The organism is Kitasatospora sp. NBC_01246, from assembly GCF_036226505.1.
GTDB lineage: Bacteria > Actinomycetota > Actinomycetes > Streptomycetales > Streptomycetaceae > Kitasatospora.
Window position 1 is genome coordinate 932,126 of sequence record NZ_CP108484.1, and the last position, 13,482, is coordinate 945,607.

The 13,482-nt window shown below is 74.4% G+C and carries 15 protein-coding genes; 7 read left to right on the forward strand and 8 right to left on the reverse strand.

Features of this window, described 5'->3' with window-relative positions:
- Positions 1-29 precede the first annotated feature (29 nt).
- Positions 30-434, reverse strand: coding sequence for a RidA family protein (locus tag OG618_RS04230; protein WP_329485801.1), 405 nt, complete (start codon positions 432-434; stop codon positions 30-32).
- A gap of 188 nt (positions 435-622) precedes the next feature.
- On the opposite strand from OG618_RS04230, the gene OG618_RS04235 reads away from it, so the two are divergent.
- Positions 623-1,222 (forward strand): C40 family peptidase, encoded by a 600-nt coding sequence (locus OG618_RS04235; protein WP_329485802.1) that lies wholly within the window; start codon positions 623-625, stop codon positions 1,220-1,222.
- Between the two features lie 36 nt (positions 1,223-1,258).
- Here the strand turns inward: OG618_RS04235 and OG618_RS04240 are convergent, their stop codons facing one another.
- Positions 1,259-1,711 carry a MarR family winged helix-turn-helix transcriptional regulator gene (locus tag OG618_RS04240; RefSeq protein ID WP_329485803.1) on the reverse strand — a complete coding sequence of 151 codons (453 nt, stop codon included), beginning with the start codon at positions 1,709-1,711 and terminating at the stop codon, positions 1,259-1,261.
- A gap of 88 nt (positions 1,712-1,799) precedes the next feature.
- Here OG618_RS04240 and OG618_RS04245 point away from each other — a divergent pair, with 88 nt between their 5' ends.
- On the forward strand, positions 1,800-2,207 hold the full coding sequence (locus OG618_RS04245) for a VOC family protein (RefSeq protein WP_329485804.1): 408 nt from the start codon (positions 1,800-1,802) through the stop codon (positions 2,205-2,207).
- Between the two features lie 21 nt (positions 2,208-2,228).
- On the opposite strand, the gene thrS is transcribed toward OG618_RS04245, so the two are convergent.
- The 5 genes from thrS to OG618_RS04270 form a co-directional block, all read right to left on the reverse strand.
- Positions 2,229-3,476 carry a threonine--tRNA ligase gene (gene thrS, locus OG618_RS04250; RefSeq protein WP_329485805.1) on the reverse strand — a complete coding sequence of 416 codons (1,248 nt, stop codon included), beginning with the start codon at positions 3,474-3,476 and terminating at the stop codon, positions 2,229-2,231.
- Positions 3,477-3,740: 264 nt separating this feature from the next.
- Entirely contained in the window at positions 3,741-4,463 is a 723-nt protein-coding gene (locus OG618_RS04255; protein ID WP_329485806.1) for a leucine-rich repeat domain-containing protein, read from the reverse strand.
- A gap of 46 nt (positions 4,464-4,509) precedes the next feature.
- Positions 4,510-5,346, reverse strand: a complete 837-nt coding sequence (locus OG618_RS04260) for a PhzF family phenazine biosynthesis protein (protein WP_329485807.1) — start codon at positions 5,344-5,346, stop codon at positions 4,510-4,512.
- A 141-nt stretch (positions 5,347-5,487) separates the two neighbouring features.
- Positions 5,488-6,894 (reverse strand): dihydrolipoyl dehydrogenase, encoded by a 1,407-nt coding sequence (gene lpdA, locus OG618_RS04265; protein ID WP_329485808.1) that lies wholly within the window; start codon positions 6,892-6,894, stop codon positions 5,488-5,490.
- A gap of 246 nt (positions 6,895-7,140) precedes the next feature.
- Positions 7,141-8,646: a M28 family metallopeptidase gene (locus tag OG618_RS04270; RefSeq protein ID WP_442906927.1), complete on the reverse strand. Its 1,506-nt coding sequence runs from the start codon at positions 8,644-8,646 to the stop codon at positions 7,141-7,143.
- Positions 8,647-8,875: 229 nt separating this feature from the next.
- Here OG618_RS04270 and OG618_RS04275 point away from each other — a divergent pair, with 229 nt between their 5' ends.
- From OG618_RS04275 to OG618_RS04285, 3 genes are all read left to right on the forward strand, one after another.
- A complete protein-coding gene (locus OG618_RS04275; RefSeq protein ID WP_329485811.1) occupies positions 8,876-9,052 on the forward strand; it encodes an antitoxin in 177 nt (58 codons plus the stop codon).
- Positions 9,053-9,386: 334 nt separating this feature from the next.
- Positions 9,387-9,872: a cation:proton antiporter regulatory subunit gene (locus OG618_RS04280; protein WP_329485812.1), complete on the forward strand. Its 486-nt coding sequence runs from the start codon at positions 9,387-9,389 to the stop codon at positions 9,870-9,872.
- A 4-nt stretch (positions 9,873-9,876) separates the two neighbouring features.
- Positions 9,877-11,220 (forward strand): cation:proton antiporter, encoded by a 1,344-nt coding sequence (locus tag OG618_RS04285; RefSeq protein WP_329485813.1) that lies wholly within the window; start codon positions 9,877-9,879, stop codon positions 11,218-11,220.
- 20 nt (positions 11,221-11,240) lie between these two features.
- On the opposite strand, the gene OG618_RS04290 is transcribed toward OG618_RS04285, so the two are convergent.
- Entirely contained in the window at positions 11,241-11,420 is a 180-nt protein-coding gene (locus OG618_RS04290) for a hypothetical protein (RefSeq protein ID WP_329485814.1), read from the reverse strand.
- 74 nt (positions 11,421-11,494) lie between these two features.
- On the opposite strand from OG618_RS04290, the gene OG618_RS04295 reads away from it, so the two are divergent.
- Both OG618_RS04295 and OG618_RS04300 read left to right on the forward strand, forming a co-directional pair.
- On the forward strand, positions 11,495-12,079 hold the full coding sequence (locus OG618_RS04295; RefSeq protein WP_329485815.1) for a TetR/AcrR family transcriptional regulator: 585 nt from the start codon (positions 11,495-11,497) through the stop codon (positions 12,077-12,079).
- Positions 12,076-13,476, forward strand: a complete 1,401-nt coding sequence (locus OG618_RS04300; RefSeq protein WP_329485816.1) for an MFS transporter — start codon at positions 12,076-12,078, stop codon at positions 13,474-13,476. Before OG618_RS04295 ends, OG618_RS04300 begins: the two co-directional genes overlap by 4 nt.
- Positions 13,477-13,482: the final 6 nt, after the last annotated feature.

Genomic DNA, 13,482 nt, shown 5'->3' on the forward strand with positions numbered 1-13,482 from the left:
CGGCGCGCCGCCGCCACGGGGGCGGTCGCTCAGGACAGCACGGCGACCGCCTCGACCTCGACGAGCTGGTCCGTGTAGCCCAGGACGGTGACGCCGAGCAGGGTGCTGGGCACGTCGTGGCTCCCCAGGTAGGAGCGGTAGACCTCCCACGCCGTCACGAGGTCCTCCTGCCGGGAGGAGGCCACGTACACGGTGGTCCGGACGAGGTCGGTCAGGGCGGCGCCCTCGTCCTCCAGCACGGTGATCAGGTTGCGCATGACCTGGTGGGCCTGGGCCCCGACGTCGCCCACCGCGACCGTCCGCCCCTCCGCGTCGAGCGGGCAGGCGCCCGCCAGCCAGAGCGAGCGCACCGGCGCGTCCACGGAGGCGGCGTAGGCGTAGTCCACCGCCTGGGTGAGCCGTGGGTTGCGGATCAGCCGGACCGTACCGCTCATGGGGGCTCCGAAGGTCGAACGGATGTCTGCTCCCCATCCTCGACAGCCGCCTGATCGCCGGTCAAACCATTAACCGCCGCCCGCTCCTCCCGCCGCGCCCCCGCACTCCCGGTTCACCGGTGCGGGTGATGGCGGGTCGCCCCGCCGGACGGCGATCCTGGTGCCCCACCGAACGAAGGGGTTCCGCGATGGTGCTTCGACTGCCCGGCCGCGGTGTCGGCCGCCGCCGGATCCTGGGGCTGGCCCTGGGCGCGAGCGCCGTACCCGTCCTCGCGACCGTCGCGGCCCGGGCGGCACCGGCCGCGGCGCCGCTGCCACCGGCCGCCCTGGGCCGCCGGGTCGCCGAGGTGGCGGCCGCGCAGATCGGCGTGCCGTACGCCTGGGGCGGCGGCGACCGGCTGGGCGCGGGCATCGGGTTCTGCGACGAGGAGAACGGCTACCTCGACGGCCAGTGCCTCGGCGAGCACACCGTCGGCTTCGACTGCAGCGGGCTGTCCCTCTACAGCTGGTACCGGGCCAGCGGGGGCGCCGTCGACCTCGCCCACTACACCGTCGCGCAGTACCACCGCTCCGAGCCGGTCGCCCGGGCCGACCTGCTCCCCGGCGACCTGCTGTTCTTCTCGCGCGCGGGCGCGCCACTGCACCACGTCGGCGTCCACGCGGGCGACGGCGCGATGATCCACGCCGAACGCACCGGCACCCTGGTCACCCGTCTGCCCGGTGTCTTCGAAGACCCGCGCTGGGCGGCCGAGTTCGCCGGCGCCCGGCGCCCGCTGCCGCTCGGCTGAGCGAGCGGAAGCGACCGGGAGCCCGCCCGCCCGCTCTCAGAGCGCCCCCGGCAGGTCGTGGTGGACCCGGCGCAGCAGGTCGTGCAGGGTGCGGCGCTCCCGCGGGTCCAGCGGGGCGAGGATCTCGTCCTGCACCGCGCGGGCCTCGGCCTCCAGTTCGGCCAGGACCGCCCGGCCCGTCCCGGTGATGCTCACCGAGACGCGCCGGCGGTCCGCCGTGTCACGGATGCGCTCGACGCAGTCGGCGGCGGCCAGCCGGTCGGCGACCTTGGCCATGTCGCTGGGGTCCACGCCCAGCCGCCGGACCAGGTCGCGCTGGGCGTGCGGCCCGAAGTCGGCCAGTGCGGCGAGCACCGCCATGTCCCAGAGCCGCAGGCCGCGCCCGGCCAGCCGCTCGGCCAGCCGGCTCCGCGCGGCCCTGCCGGTCCGGGAGAGCAGGTAGGTGCTGAGGTCCAGCAGGGTGGGCGGGGTGGAGCTCTCGGGAGTCACCCCATCAGTCTAGGGTCCAGCCCTATAGTGGGTCAGCACCTACTAATTGCGGTGGGCCGCCCGCCGCCCCGAGCCCAGGAGTCCCGACGTGGATGCCCTGTACACCCGCCTGCTCGTCTCCCGCTTCGCCGAGTGCTTCGCCTTCTACCGCGCCGTCCTGCCCCCGCTCACCGGCGCCGCCCTGGCCAAGGGCGAGGCGGCGGGCCCGTACGCCAACTGGGAGGCCGACGGCCGGACCGTGCTCGCGCTGTACGACCGCGCGATGATGGCCGCCGCCCTGGGCACCGAGCGGCTCCCGCCCCGCCCGCCGGCCGCCCAGGACTCCGCGATGCTGGCCGTCCGCGTCACCGACGTGGACGAGGCGCTCGCCCTCTGCCTCCGCCGCGGCGCCCGCGTGGCGGCCGAAGCCACCGACCGCCCCGCGTGGGGCCCGACCCTGCGCACCGCCCACCTCCGTGACCCGGAAGGCCACCTGATCGAGCTGCAGTCCTACTGACCGCCGCCCCCGGCCGGCCGGCTACTCCCCGGCCGGGGCGGACCCCCACAGGTCGGGGCTGCCCGCCCCGACCAGGGACCGGATCCGGGCCAGGGCCTCGTCGGCCGGGATCGGGGCGAGCCGGCGGCCGTCGCGCAGGCGCAGGGCCACCTGGCCGTCGGCCGCCTCCCTCGGCCCGATCACCGCCTGGTACGGCACCAGCCGGGCCTCCCGGATCCGGGCGCCCAGGGTGCCGTGCTCGGGCCCGGCGACCTCGGCCCGCAGCCCCTGGTCGAGGCAGCGCTGCCGCAGTCGCCCGGCCTGGTCGGCCTCCCCCTCGGAGACCGGCAGCAGGACCAGCTGGGTGGGCGCCAGCCAGGCCGGGAACGCGCCGCCGTACAGCTCGATCAGATGGGCGACGACCCGCTCGACGCTGCCGATGACACTGCGGTGCACCATCACCGGGCGGTGCCTGGCCCCGTCGGCGCCGATGTAGTGCAGGCCGAACCGCTCCGGCTGGTGGAAGTCGATCTGCACGGTGGAGAGGGTGGATTCGCGACCGGCGCCGTCGGCGATCTGGACGTCGACCTTCGGTCCGTAGAACGCCGCCTCCCCCTCGACCGCCTCGAAGGGCACGCCGGACCGCTCCAGCACCTCGGTCAGCAGCGCGGTGGCCCGCTCCCAGAGCGCCGGGTCGGCCACGTACTTCCCGCCCTCGCCGGGCAGCGAGAGCCGGTAGCGGGCGGGGCGGATCCCGAGCGCCCGGTGCGCCTCGCGGATCAGCTCCAGCGCGGCCAGCGCCTCGTCGGCCGCCTGCTCGGGGGTGCAGAAGATGTGGGCGTCGTTCAGCTGGATCGCCCGGACCCGGGTGAGCCCGCCCAGCACGCCCGATGGTTCGGACCGGTACATCCCGCCCAGTTCGGCCATCCGCAGCGGGAGCTCGCGGTAACTGCGCGCCCGGGAGCGGTAGATGAGGGCGTGGTGCGGGCAGAGGCTCGGGCGCAGCACGACCTGTTCGGCGCCCAGGTCCATCGGCGGGAACATGTCGTCGCGGTAGTGCGACCAGTGGCCGGAGATCTCGTACAGCTCGCGTTTGCCGAGCACCGGCGAGTACACGTGGCGGTAGCCGGCCCGCTGTTCGCACCCCCGGACGAACTCCTCCAGGGTGTGCCGGACGGCGGCGCCGTCGGGCAGCCAGTACGGCAGGCCGGCGCCCATCAGCGGGTCGGTGTCGAAGAGGTCGAGTTCACGGCCGAGGCGGCGGTGGTCGTGCATGGTGGCGGTCTCCACTCGGGTCTGCGGGGTCGCACCTGCGGGGGGCTCTCCGCAGGCGGCGCTCCTGGGCCGAGTGGGCGGGAACGACGAAGCCCCGGGGCACTCGGCCCCGGGGCTTCGGACTAGGTCAGCAGTCAGCGCACCGGGACTCTCTCCGGCGTCGTCGTCAGGACGGCTGCAGCGCGCTTCATGCCTCCCACGGTAACAGGGCGGCGACGCTCCCGGCGATCCGTTTCCGGTGCTCGCCCGCGCCCCGGAGCCGATCGGGAGCGGGCGTCCTCAGTACAGCACCGCGCAGCCCCGCTCGCCGAGGGCGGCGAGCAGCCGGGGCGGCGGTGTGACGTCGTTCCACCGCAGGTCGAGCTTCTCCAGGGCCGGCAATCCGGCCAGCCAGTGCGGCAGTTCGGTGATGCGATTGCTCCGCAGGTCCACCCGGCGCAGCAGCGGGAGCCCGGCGAGCACCGGAGGGATCTCGGTGAGGGCGTTGTCCCGCAGGTCGAGCTCGCGCAGCGCGGCGAGTCCGGCGGCGGACGGCGGCAGAGCGGTCAACGCGTTGCCGCGCAGCCACAGTTCGCGCAGGGCGCCGAGCCGGCCCAGGGTGTCCGGCAGGCGGGTGAGCCGGTTGTGCTGGGCCCGGAGCTCCACGAGGGCGGTCATCCCACCGAGGGCGTCCGGCAGTTCGCCGATCCGGTTCTCGCCGACGTTGAGGTAGCGCAGGGCGCCGAGCCGGCCGAGGGCGTCCGGCAGCCGGGTGAGCGCGTTGTCGTGCAGGTAGAGGAAGTCGCGCAGTGCGGTGAGTTCACCGAGTTCCTCCGGCACGGCGGTGAGCGCGTTGTGCCCGAGGTCGAGGGTCCGGAGACGGCGCAACCGTCCGATGGCGGGCGGCAGTTCGGTCAGGCCGGTCTCGGCCAGGATGAGGACGGTCAGGTCGGTGCGGTCCCAGACGGATTCCGGCACCGCACCGAGCGGCTGCCGCCAGAGGTTGAGGGTCAGGTCTGTCACCCGGGCATTCTCCGCCGGTGCGACGCCCCGGCGAAGCCCGGGGCCGCTACGCGCCCGGGAGGTGGAGGGTCCCGTCGAGGACGGTGACGGCGGTGCCGGAGAGGTGGACGCGGTCGCCGTGGAGGGCCGTCCGGACCAGGCCGGTGCGGGCGGAGACCTGGAGGCCGGCGAGCTGGTCACGGCCCAGCCGGGCCGTCCAGTACGGGGCGAGCGCGGTGTGGGCGCTGCCGGTGACCGGGTCCTCCGGGATCCCTCGGGCCGGGGCGAAGAAGCGGGAGACGAAGTCGTACCCGGCGTCGCCGCGGGCCGCGGGCGCCGTGACGATGACGCCGCGCAGGTCGTCGCGGAGCGTCAGGGCGGCCAGCGCGTCCAGCCGGGGCGTCAGGTCGCGCACGGCGGCCTCGTCCGGCAGGACGGCCAGCAGGTCGCCGAGCCTGCCGGTGTGCCAGGCCGACTCGGGCTCGACGGTCAGCGCCTCGGCCAGCCCCTCGGGGACGGGGACCTCGGTGCCGGGTGCGGCCGGGAAGTCCAGGGAGACGCCGCCGGCCTCGTCGGTGTGGGTGACGAGGACCCCGTGGTACCGGCTGCGGAACCGCACCGTGCCGAGGATCCCCCGCTCGGTGCGGAGCGTGTGCGCCGTGGCCAGGGTGGCGTGCCCGCACAGGGTGGCCTCGACGGTGGGGGTGAACCACCGGATCGCCCAGTCGGCTTCGGCGCCGCCGGGCAGCGGGAGGGCGAACGCCGTCTCGGAGTGGTTCAGCTCGGCGGCCACCTGCCGCATCCAGGTGTCGTCCGGCCACTCCCCGGCGGGCAGCAGGCACACGCCGGCCGGATTGCCGGCGAACGGACGATCGGTGAAGGCGTCGACCACGTGAATGCGCATGGCGGGGACGATAGCGGTGGCCCCGGCGGGTCGCCATGGCCAATCGGAGGTGATTGGCCTGGTGCCGGGCGGGCGGGCGGTCGCGCCGCCCGCCCGGCACCCCTGACCGCGGTCCTGACCGTGGTCCCGGGCGGGCCCGTGTCACATGTTGATCATGTGCCCGGCCAGGCCGTGGACGGCCTCCTTGACCGCCTCGCCGAGCGTCGGGTGGGCGTGCACGTTGCGGGCCACCTCGTGCACGGTGAGGTCCCACTGCTGGGCCAGCGTCAGCTCCGGCAGCAGCTCGGTGACCTCGGGGCCGATCAGGTGGGCGCCCAGCAGCTCGCCGTGCTTGCCGTCGCTGATCACCTTGACGAAGCCGATCGGGTGGCCGAGCCCGTGCGCCTTGCCGTTGGCGGTGAACGGGAACTTGGCGACCTTGACGTCGTACCCCTGCTCGCGGGCCTGCGCCTCGGTGTACCCGAAGCTGGCGATCTGCGGCTGGCAGTAGGTGGCGCGCGGGATCATCACGAAGTCGAGCTCCATGGTCTCGGCCCCGCCGATGGTCTCGGCGGCGATCACGCCCATCGACTCGGCCGCGTGGGCCAGCATCAGCTTGGCCGTCACGTCACCGATCGCGAAGATGTGGTCGACGCTGGTGCGGCCCCGGCCGTCGACGTCGATCGCGCCGCGGTCGGTGAGCTTCACCCCGGTGTTCTCCAGGCCGTAGCCGTTCACCCGGGGCGCGAAGCCGATCGCCTGGAGCACCTTGTCGGCCTCCAGCACCTGCTGCTGACCGTCGCGGGTGACGGTGACCCTGACCTTGGCGGCCGGGTCGCTGTCGTCGATCGACTCCACCCGGGTCGAGGTGAGCACCTCGATGCCGAGCTTGCGGTACTGCTTGCCGAGCTCGGCGGAGACCTCGGCGTCCTCCAGCGGCACCATCCGGTCGAGGAACTCGACGATGGTGACCTTCACACCGTAGTTGTGCAGCACGTACGCGAACTCGACGCCGATCGCGCCGGCGCCCGCGATGATGATGCTGCCCGGCAGCTCCTCGGTGAGGATCTGCTCCTCGTAGGTGACCACGCGCTCGCTGAGGCTGGTGCCGGGGAGCAGCCGGGTGGTGGCGCCGGCCGCGATGATGCAGTGGTCGAAGGTGACGACCTCGAAGCCGCCGCCGCTCATCGCGACCTGGAGGGTGCGGTCGTCGACGAAGGTGCCCCGGCCGTCGTACTCGGTGATGCCGTTCTTCTTCATCAGGTAGTGGACGCCCTTGACCCGGCCGTCGGCGACGGTCCGGCTGCGGCGGAACGCCTCGCCGAAGTCGAAGCTCACCGTGCCCTCGACCTTGATGCCGAAGGTCTTGGCCTCCTTGGTGAAGATGTGCGCCAGCTCGGCGTTGCGCAGCAGGGCCTTGGAGGGGATGCAGCCGACGTTGAGACAGACCCCGCCCCAGTACTTGGCCTCGATGACGGCGGTCCGCAGGCCCAGCTGGGCGGCCCGGACGGCGGCGGTGTAGCCGCCGGGACCCGCGCCGAGGACGACGACGTCGTAGTGCGTGCTCATGATGCTGACTCCTCCGAGGGTGTCACGGTGACGTGATCTCGGTGCCATGGTGTCAGGAGCCCGGGCAGCGCACTCATCGGCCCCGGCCGATCGGCCGCCGTCCGGGTGCGGCCCGGGAGCGCGACGGGGAAAGGGCGCGGCGCAGCGGGGAACGGCGGGGAACGGCGGGGAACGGCGGGGAACGGCGGGGAACGGCGGGGAACGGAGCGGCGCCGGGGCCCCGCCCGGTGGCGGGGCCCCGGGCGGTCAGGCCGACACCTCGTGGGTGTGGCCCTCGTGGAGGCCGCCACCGCTGCCGGCCTGGCCCTCGGTGTGCTGCGGCGCCACCGGCGCGTGCAGGGAGGAGAGGTCCCAGGCGTAGGTGCCGACGGCGTCGGCGATCACGTCGATGTTGACGTCGAAGGCCAACAGGTCGAGGTTGCCCAGGTTGTCGCAGGCCTTGTGGTAGCACGTGTCGAACGCCACCCCGGCCGTGCCGCCGTAACGCGCCGCCTGCGCCGCGGACTTGATCACCTCGGCGCCGGTGTCGGTGCCGCCCGCCGGGATCCCCGCGTCGATGAACGGGCCGTAGTCGGAGCGGCCGGTGAAGTCGGTGCCCTCGTGCGGCAGGCCCCGGCGGTCCAGGTAGTCGGTGATGTGCCGCTCCAGTTGCGCCGAGCCGTCCGGGCCGGGGCCGGAGCCGACGTGGTCGGAGTCGTCGCCGTCGTAGACGAACTGGGCGGAGTTGGGCGAGGCGATCATGTCGAAGTTCAGATAGAGCTTGATCTTCTTCTGCTCGGCCTCGGAGAGTGACGCCACGTAGGCCTCGGAGCCCTTGAGGCCGAACTCCTCGGCCGACCACCAGGCGAACCTGACCTTGTTCCTGACCGGCCGGTCGCCGAGGTTCTTCGCCACCTCCAGGACGCCCGCCGAGCCGGAGCCGTTGTCGTTGATGCCCGGGCCCGCCACCACGGAGTCCAGGTGGGAGCCGATGACGACGGTGTTCGCCGGGTCGCCGCCGCGGGTCTCGGCGATGACGTTCCAGGTCTTGCGCTTCTCCATGAGGGTACGGATGTCCAGGCCCACGGTGACCGGCCCGGCGGCGGCTTTGGCGACCAGCGCCTCGCCCGCCGCCCTGCTGATCCCGCCGGTCGGGACGCGGCCGGCGGTCGGCTCCCCGAGGGTGCCGTTGAGGTCGCCGTCCGCGTTGTTGTAGACGAGGACGCCGGTCGCACCGGCGTCCGCCGCCGCGGCCGCCTTGACGGCGAAGCTGCAGCCGCCGCGCTTGATCAGCGCGATCCGGCCGGTGAACGCGCCGGCCGCGTAGTCCCCCGCCTCGCAGCCGGTGGTGTCGTCCGCCGGGACGACCGCGAGCGGGGCGGTCAGCCCGGCTGCCGGCCCGCCGACGGAGTACGTCATGGCGATCACCGGTACATCCTCGGCCTGGGGGGACACCACCGTCAGTTTCTGCGCGAGGGCCTGGAAGAAGGTGTACTCGAATTCCTGCTTCGACACCTTCAGACCGGCCTGGCGGGCCTGCTCGTAGACGTAGCGCGCCGACTCGTCGTGGCCGCGGGAGCCCGCCACCCGGTTGCCGCCGTTGCGGTCCGCGATCCGCTGCAGCGCGGCCAGCGTCCGGCGGGCGCTGCCGGCGCTGCTCTCCTCGACGAGCCGGGCGGCCAGCTTGGCTCCCTTGCGGCCCGGGTCCGGTGCGGCCGCGGCGCTCCCGGCGCCGACCAGCAGCAGCGGCGTCACCAGGGCCGCGACCGCCAGCGCGGAGCTCGCGACCCGGGTGGTCCGGGCAGCGCCCGGGCGGGGTAAGACGGTCGGGCGGCGGGTCCGAACATTCACGGCTGGTCCTTCCGAGAGTCCATGGAGATCCCGATTTGACATGCCCCAGGCCACCTTGCCAACCCTGCCGCGAAAGCTGACCGGATGCGGACATCCGACGGCGCGGCGATCCTGGATGAGGAGGGGCCGTCTCATCCAGGAGTGTGACCGAATGTCCATGATCGACAAGATCAAGCAGATGCTGAAGGGCCACGAGGACCAGGCGGACAAGGCCGTCGACAAGGCCGGTGACACCGTCGACCAACGGACCCAGGGCAAGTACAGCGGCCACGTCGACACGGCCCAGGACAGGGTCAAGGACCAGTTCCGCGACCAGCCTCCCCAGTAGCCCGCCGACGCAGTCCGGACCCACGGGTCCGGTACCCCGGCCGGGTGAGCGCGACGACGCGCGCACCCGGCCGGGGTACCGCGCGTCCACGGCCGGACGAGCGCTCCCCCCGGACCGTACGGGCGCCCGCGGGGACCCTCCCACCAGGAGGGCTTTACACAGTCATTACCATTGGCACGGTAGCGCTTCCGCGTGTCGCACACGGCGCGGCGCCGTTCACCCGTCCGGGTGAGCGGCAGCCCCGCCGGGCCGGCCCAGTTCCGGCGGACGGCCGGCCCTGTTCCGGCGGACGTCGCGCACGCCAGCGGGAAGCCCTGACGAGAGGACAGCCGCCGTGTCGATCCCCCGTGTCCGGACCACTCCCCTGCCCGGCGTCGGCGTCCAGTACGACCTCACCACCCGAGAACAACGGCACCTGTCCGTCATCGCCCACCGGGACGGCTCACGCAGCCTCAACGTCTACCGCTCGGACGACCCCGACGCCTGCGCCCAGGCGTTCCGGCTGACGGCCGAGGAGTCCACCGCCCTGGTCGACGCCCTGACGCCCGCTCACCACAACCCGGACCTGCTGCACACCACCGACCTGGGCCTGGTCGCCGAACGCCTCCCCGTCGAGGGCGCCTCGCACTGGAACGGCCGGGTGCTCGGCGAGACCCGGATGCGCACCGAGACCGGCGCCTCGATCGTCGCCGTGCTGCGCCGCACCGGCGCCGTGCCCTCCCCGACCCCCGACTTCCGGCTGGCCGGCGGGGACATCCTGATCGTGATCGGCACCCGCGAGGGCGTGGACGCCGCCGCCGCGATCCTGGGCAGGGAGTGATCGGATGCACACCGCAAGCGTCTTCATCGAACTCGGCTCGGTCATCCTGGTCCTCGGCCTGCTCGGCCGAATAGCCGGCCGGTACGGGTTCTCGCCCATCCCGCTCTACCTACTCGGCGGACTGGCCTTCGGCAAGGGCGGCCTGCTGCCGCTCAGCGCCAGTGAGGAGTTCGTGGCCACCGGCGCCGAGATCGGCGTCGTCCTGCTGCTGCTGATGCTGGGTCTGGAGTACACCGCCGCCGACCTGGTGACCAACCTCAAGGCCCAGTACCCGGCCGGCGCCGTCGACTTCGTGCTCAACGCACTGCCCGGCGCGGCCGCCGCCCTGCTCCTCGGCTGGGGCCCGGTCGCCGCCGTGGTACTGGCCGGCGTCACCTGGATCTCCTCCTCCGGGGTGATCGCCAAGGTGCTCGGCGACCTCGGCCGGCTCGGCAACCGGGAGACCCCGGTGATCCTCAGCATCCTGGTGCTGGAGGACCTCGCGATGGCCGTCTACCTGCCGATCCTGACCGCGCTGCTGGCCGGCGCCGGCCTGCTCGCCGGCTCGCTCACCCTCGCCATCGCGCTCGCCACCGCGGGCGCCGTGCTCTTCGTCGCGCTCCGCTACGGCCGGGTGATCTCGAAGTTCGTCTCGCACGACGACCCGGAGAAGCTGCTGCTGGTCGTCCTCGGACTGACCCTGCTGGTGGCCGGCCTCGCGCAGCAGCTCCAGGTGTCCGCCGCGGTCGGGGCGTTCCTGGTCGGCATCGCCCTCTCCGGCGAGGCCGCCGAGGGCGCGCACACCCTGCTCAGCCCGTTGCGGGACCTCTTCGCGGCGGTCTTCTTCGTCTTCTTCGGGCTCAGCACGGATCCGACGAGCATCCCGCCCGTCCTGCTGCCCGCGCTGCTGCTGGCCGTGGTCACCGCGCTCACCAAGGTGGCGACGGGGTACTGGGCCGCCCGCCGGGCCGGGATCGGCGAACGCGGCCGCTGGCGGGCCGGCGGCGCGCTGGTCTCGCGCGGGGAGTTCTCCATCGTCATCGCCGGTCTGGCCGTCACCGCGGGCATCGAGCCCGAACTCGGGCCGTTCGCCACCGCGTACGTGCTGATCCTGGTGGTCACCGGCCCGCTCGCGGCCCGGTACACCCAGCCCGCGGTGGAGCGCCTCGGGGCGCTGCGCGGGCGCTGGGCTCCGGCGGCCCGGGTCTCGCCGGGCGCCGAACGGCTGCCCGGCGCCGGGGCGAGCGACGCCGCCACGGCGCCGGAGGCGATCACGTTCGAGGGGCCGGAGCCGGCGGATCTCGTTCAGGACGGGTTCGCGCAGGACGGGTTCGCGCAGGAGCAGCCGGCCAACGGGCTGCCGCGCTGAGGCCGGGGCCCCGGGGCGGATCAGTCGGACCGGTCCGCCCCGGGGCCGGGCTCCCGGCCCGACCCGGGCCGGCGGCCGGGCTCGGGGTCCGGCACCGCACCGCAGTTCTCGCAGGGCTGCCGCCCGGCCCGCTCGCGCAGCCGGCCGCACTCCGGGCAGACCCGGTCCAGCCAGCACGCCGATTCGCCGCCTTCGTCCATACCGCCGATTCTGCCCGGCCCACCCCCGCGACGGCGAGTAGACACTGTCTACTCGCTCCTGGTAGACAGTGTCTATGACTGATCAGGGTTCGGGCCTGCGCACCCGGCTGGTGGCGGCCGGCGTCGAACTGGTGACGGCTCAGGGGGTCCACGCGCTCTCGCTGCGCGAGATCGCCCGCCAGGCCGGCGTCTCGCACGGCGCGCCGCGCCGCTACTTCGCCACCCACGTCGAGCTGCTGTCGGCCATCGCCCGGCACGGCTTCGACGAGCTGGCCACCGACCTCACCCGTGCGACGGCCGGCGCGGGCCCGGGCCCGCGCGAGCGGCTCGCCGCACTCGCCCGCGGCTACCTCGGCTTCGCCGCCGCCCAGCCCGGCATGTTCGAGCTGATGTTCCGCCACGACCTGCTGGAGGGCAGCGGCATCGGCCTGCGGCAGACCAGCCTCCCGCTCTTCCGGACCTTCACCGCCCTGGTCGCCGAGGTGCGGCCACCGAGCGGCGCGGAGCCCGCGGCGGCGGCCGCCGCACTCTGGGCCAACCTGCACGGGCTCGCCCAGCTCCGCGCCTGGGGCAGCCTCCAACTCGCCACCGGCAGCGACGACATCGAGCCGCTGCTGCACGCCGCCCTGGCCGCCCACCTGGGCCCGGAGGCCCGGTGAACACGCCCGCGCGCCGGCGCCTGACCCTCGCCGGGAGCATCACCGGCGCCTCGATCGTGGCCCTGGACGGCACCGTCCTCACCGTCGCCCGGCCCGCCATGCAGCACGACCTCAACGCCTCCTTCACCGCCGTCCAGTGGACCAGCACCGCCTACCTGATCGCGGTGGCGAGCCTGCTGGTCTTCGCCGGCCGGCTGGGCGACCGCTACGGCCACCAACGCGTCTTCGCCGTGGGCGTGCTGGGCTTCGCCGCCGCCTCGGCCGGGATCGGCCTGGCGCCCGGCATCGGCTGGGTGATCGGCCTGCGCGTCGCCCAGGGCGTGGCGGGCGCGCTGCTGCAGCCCGCCACCCTGGGCATGCTGCGCGCGGCCTACCCGGCCGACCGGCTCGCGATGCCGATCGCCCTGCGCACCAGCGTGATCGGCCTGGCGGCCGCCGCCGGACCGGTCGTCGGCGGGGCGCTGACCACCCAACTGGGCTGGCGGGCGGTCTTCTTCCTCACCGTCCTCCCCGCCGTCGCGGCCGGGCTCGCCGCGCTGGCCGTGCGGATTCCGCAGCCACCCGCCGACCGGTCCACCGGCGCCCTGCGCGCGCTCGACCTGCCGGGCGCCGCCCTGCTCGCGGCGGCGCTGGTCTGCCTGGTGCACACGCTCGTCGGGGTGCCCGAGCACGGCCGGCCGGCCGCCACGGCGTTCGGCCTGCTCGCCGCGGCCCTGCTCGGCACCGCCTTCGTCCACCAACAGCGGCGCGCCGCACACCCGTTGCTGCCGCCGCGGGTGTTCGCCTCGCCCACCGTCGCGTCCTCGCTCGGCGTGCTGCTGACCGCGTCCGCGGCGCTCTTCGGGACGCTGTTCCTGGCCACCTACTTCCTCCAGGACGTGCTCGGGCTGGACCCGTTCCAGTCCGGCGTCCGGGCGTTGCCGCTGGCCGTCACGATGGTCGCCGCCGCCCCGGCCGCCGCGGTGCTGATGCGCCGCCACGGGGCCCGGGCCACCGCCGGGGCCGGGATGCTGCTGCTCACGCTCGGCACCCTGCTCGCGGCCCGGTTCGACGAGTCCACCGGGGCCGTCGCGATCGGCGGCAGCTTCCTCCTGCTGGGCAGCGGGTTCGGGGCGGTGATGGTCACCGCGACGGCCGCCCTCGTCCGCGACGCCTCGGTGGCGGACGCGGGCGTCGCCGGCGGGCTCCAGCAGACCGTGATGAACATCGGCCCGGCCCTGGGGACCGCCGCCGCGACCACCCTCACCGCCGGCCGTCCGCTCGTGACCGCCATGGGCCCGGCCCTGCTGGTCCTCGCGGCCACGGCGGCGGTCGGCGTCCTGCTCGCCCCCCGCCTCCCGACCCGGGCCCGGGCCCGGGCGGCGGGGGTGGTGGAGGCGACGCGGCCGGGGCACTGAACCGGT

What these genes read in the sequence shown, in the direction of transcription:
- OG618_RS04230 (WP_329485801.1), bottom strand. Translation starts at nt 434, where the DNA reads ATGAGCGGTACGGTCCGGCTGATCCGCAACCCACGGCTCACCCAGGCG.
- OG618_RS04235 (WP_329485802.1), top strand. Translation starts at nt 623, where the DNA reads ATGGTGCTTCGACTGCCCGGCCGCGGTGTCGGCCGCCGCCGGATCCTG.
- OG618_RS04260 (WP_329485807.1), bottom strand. Translation starts at nt 5,346, where the DNA reads ATGCGCATTCACGTGGTCGACGCCTTCACCGATCGTCCGTTCGCCGGC.
- lpdA (WP_329485808.1), bottom strand. Translation starts at nt 6,894, where the DNA reads ATGAGCACGCACTACGACGTCGTCGTCCTCGGCGCGGGTCCCGGCGGC.
- OG618_RS04275 (WP_329485811.1), top strand. Translation starts at nt 8,876, where the DNA reads ATGTCCATGATCGACAAGATCAAGCAGATGCTGAAGGGCCACGAGGAC.
- OG618_RS04285 (WP_329485813.1), top strand. Translation starts at nt 9,877, where the DNA reads ATGCACACCGCAAGCGTCTTCATCGAACTCGGCTCGGTCATCCTGGTC.
- OG618_RS04290 (WP_329485814.1), bottom strand. Translation starts at nt 11,420, where the DNA reads ATGGACGAAGGCGGCGAATCGGCGTGCTGGCTGGACCGGGTCTGCCCG.
- OG618_RS04295 (WP_329485815.1), top strand. Translation starts at nt 11,495, where the DNA reads ATGACTGATCAGGGTTCGGGCCTGCGCACCCGGCTGGTGGCGGCCGGC.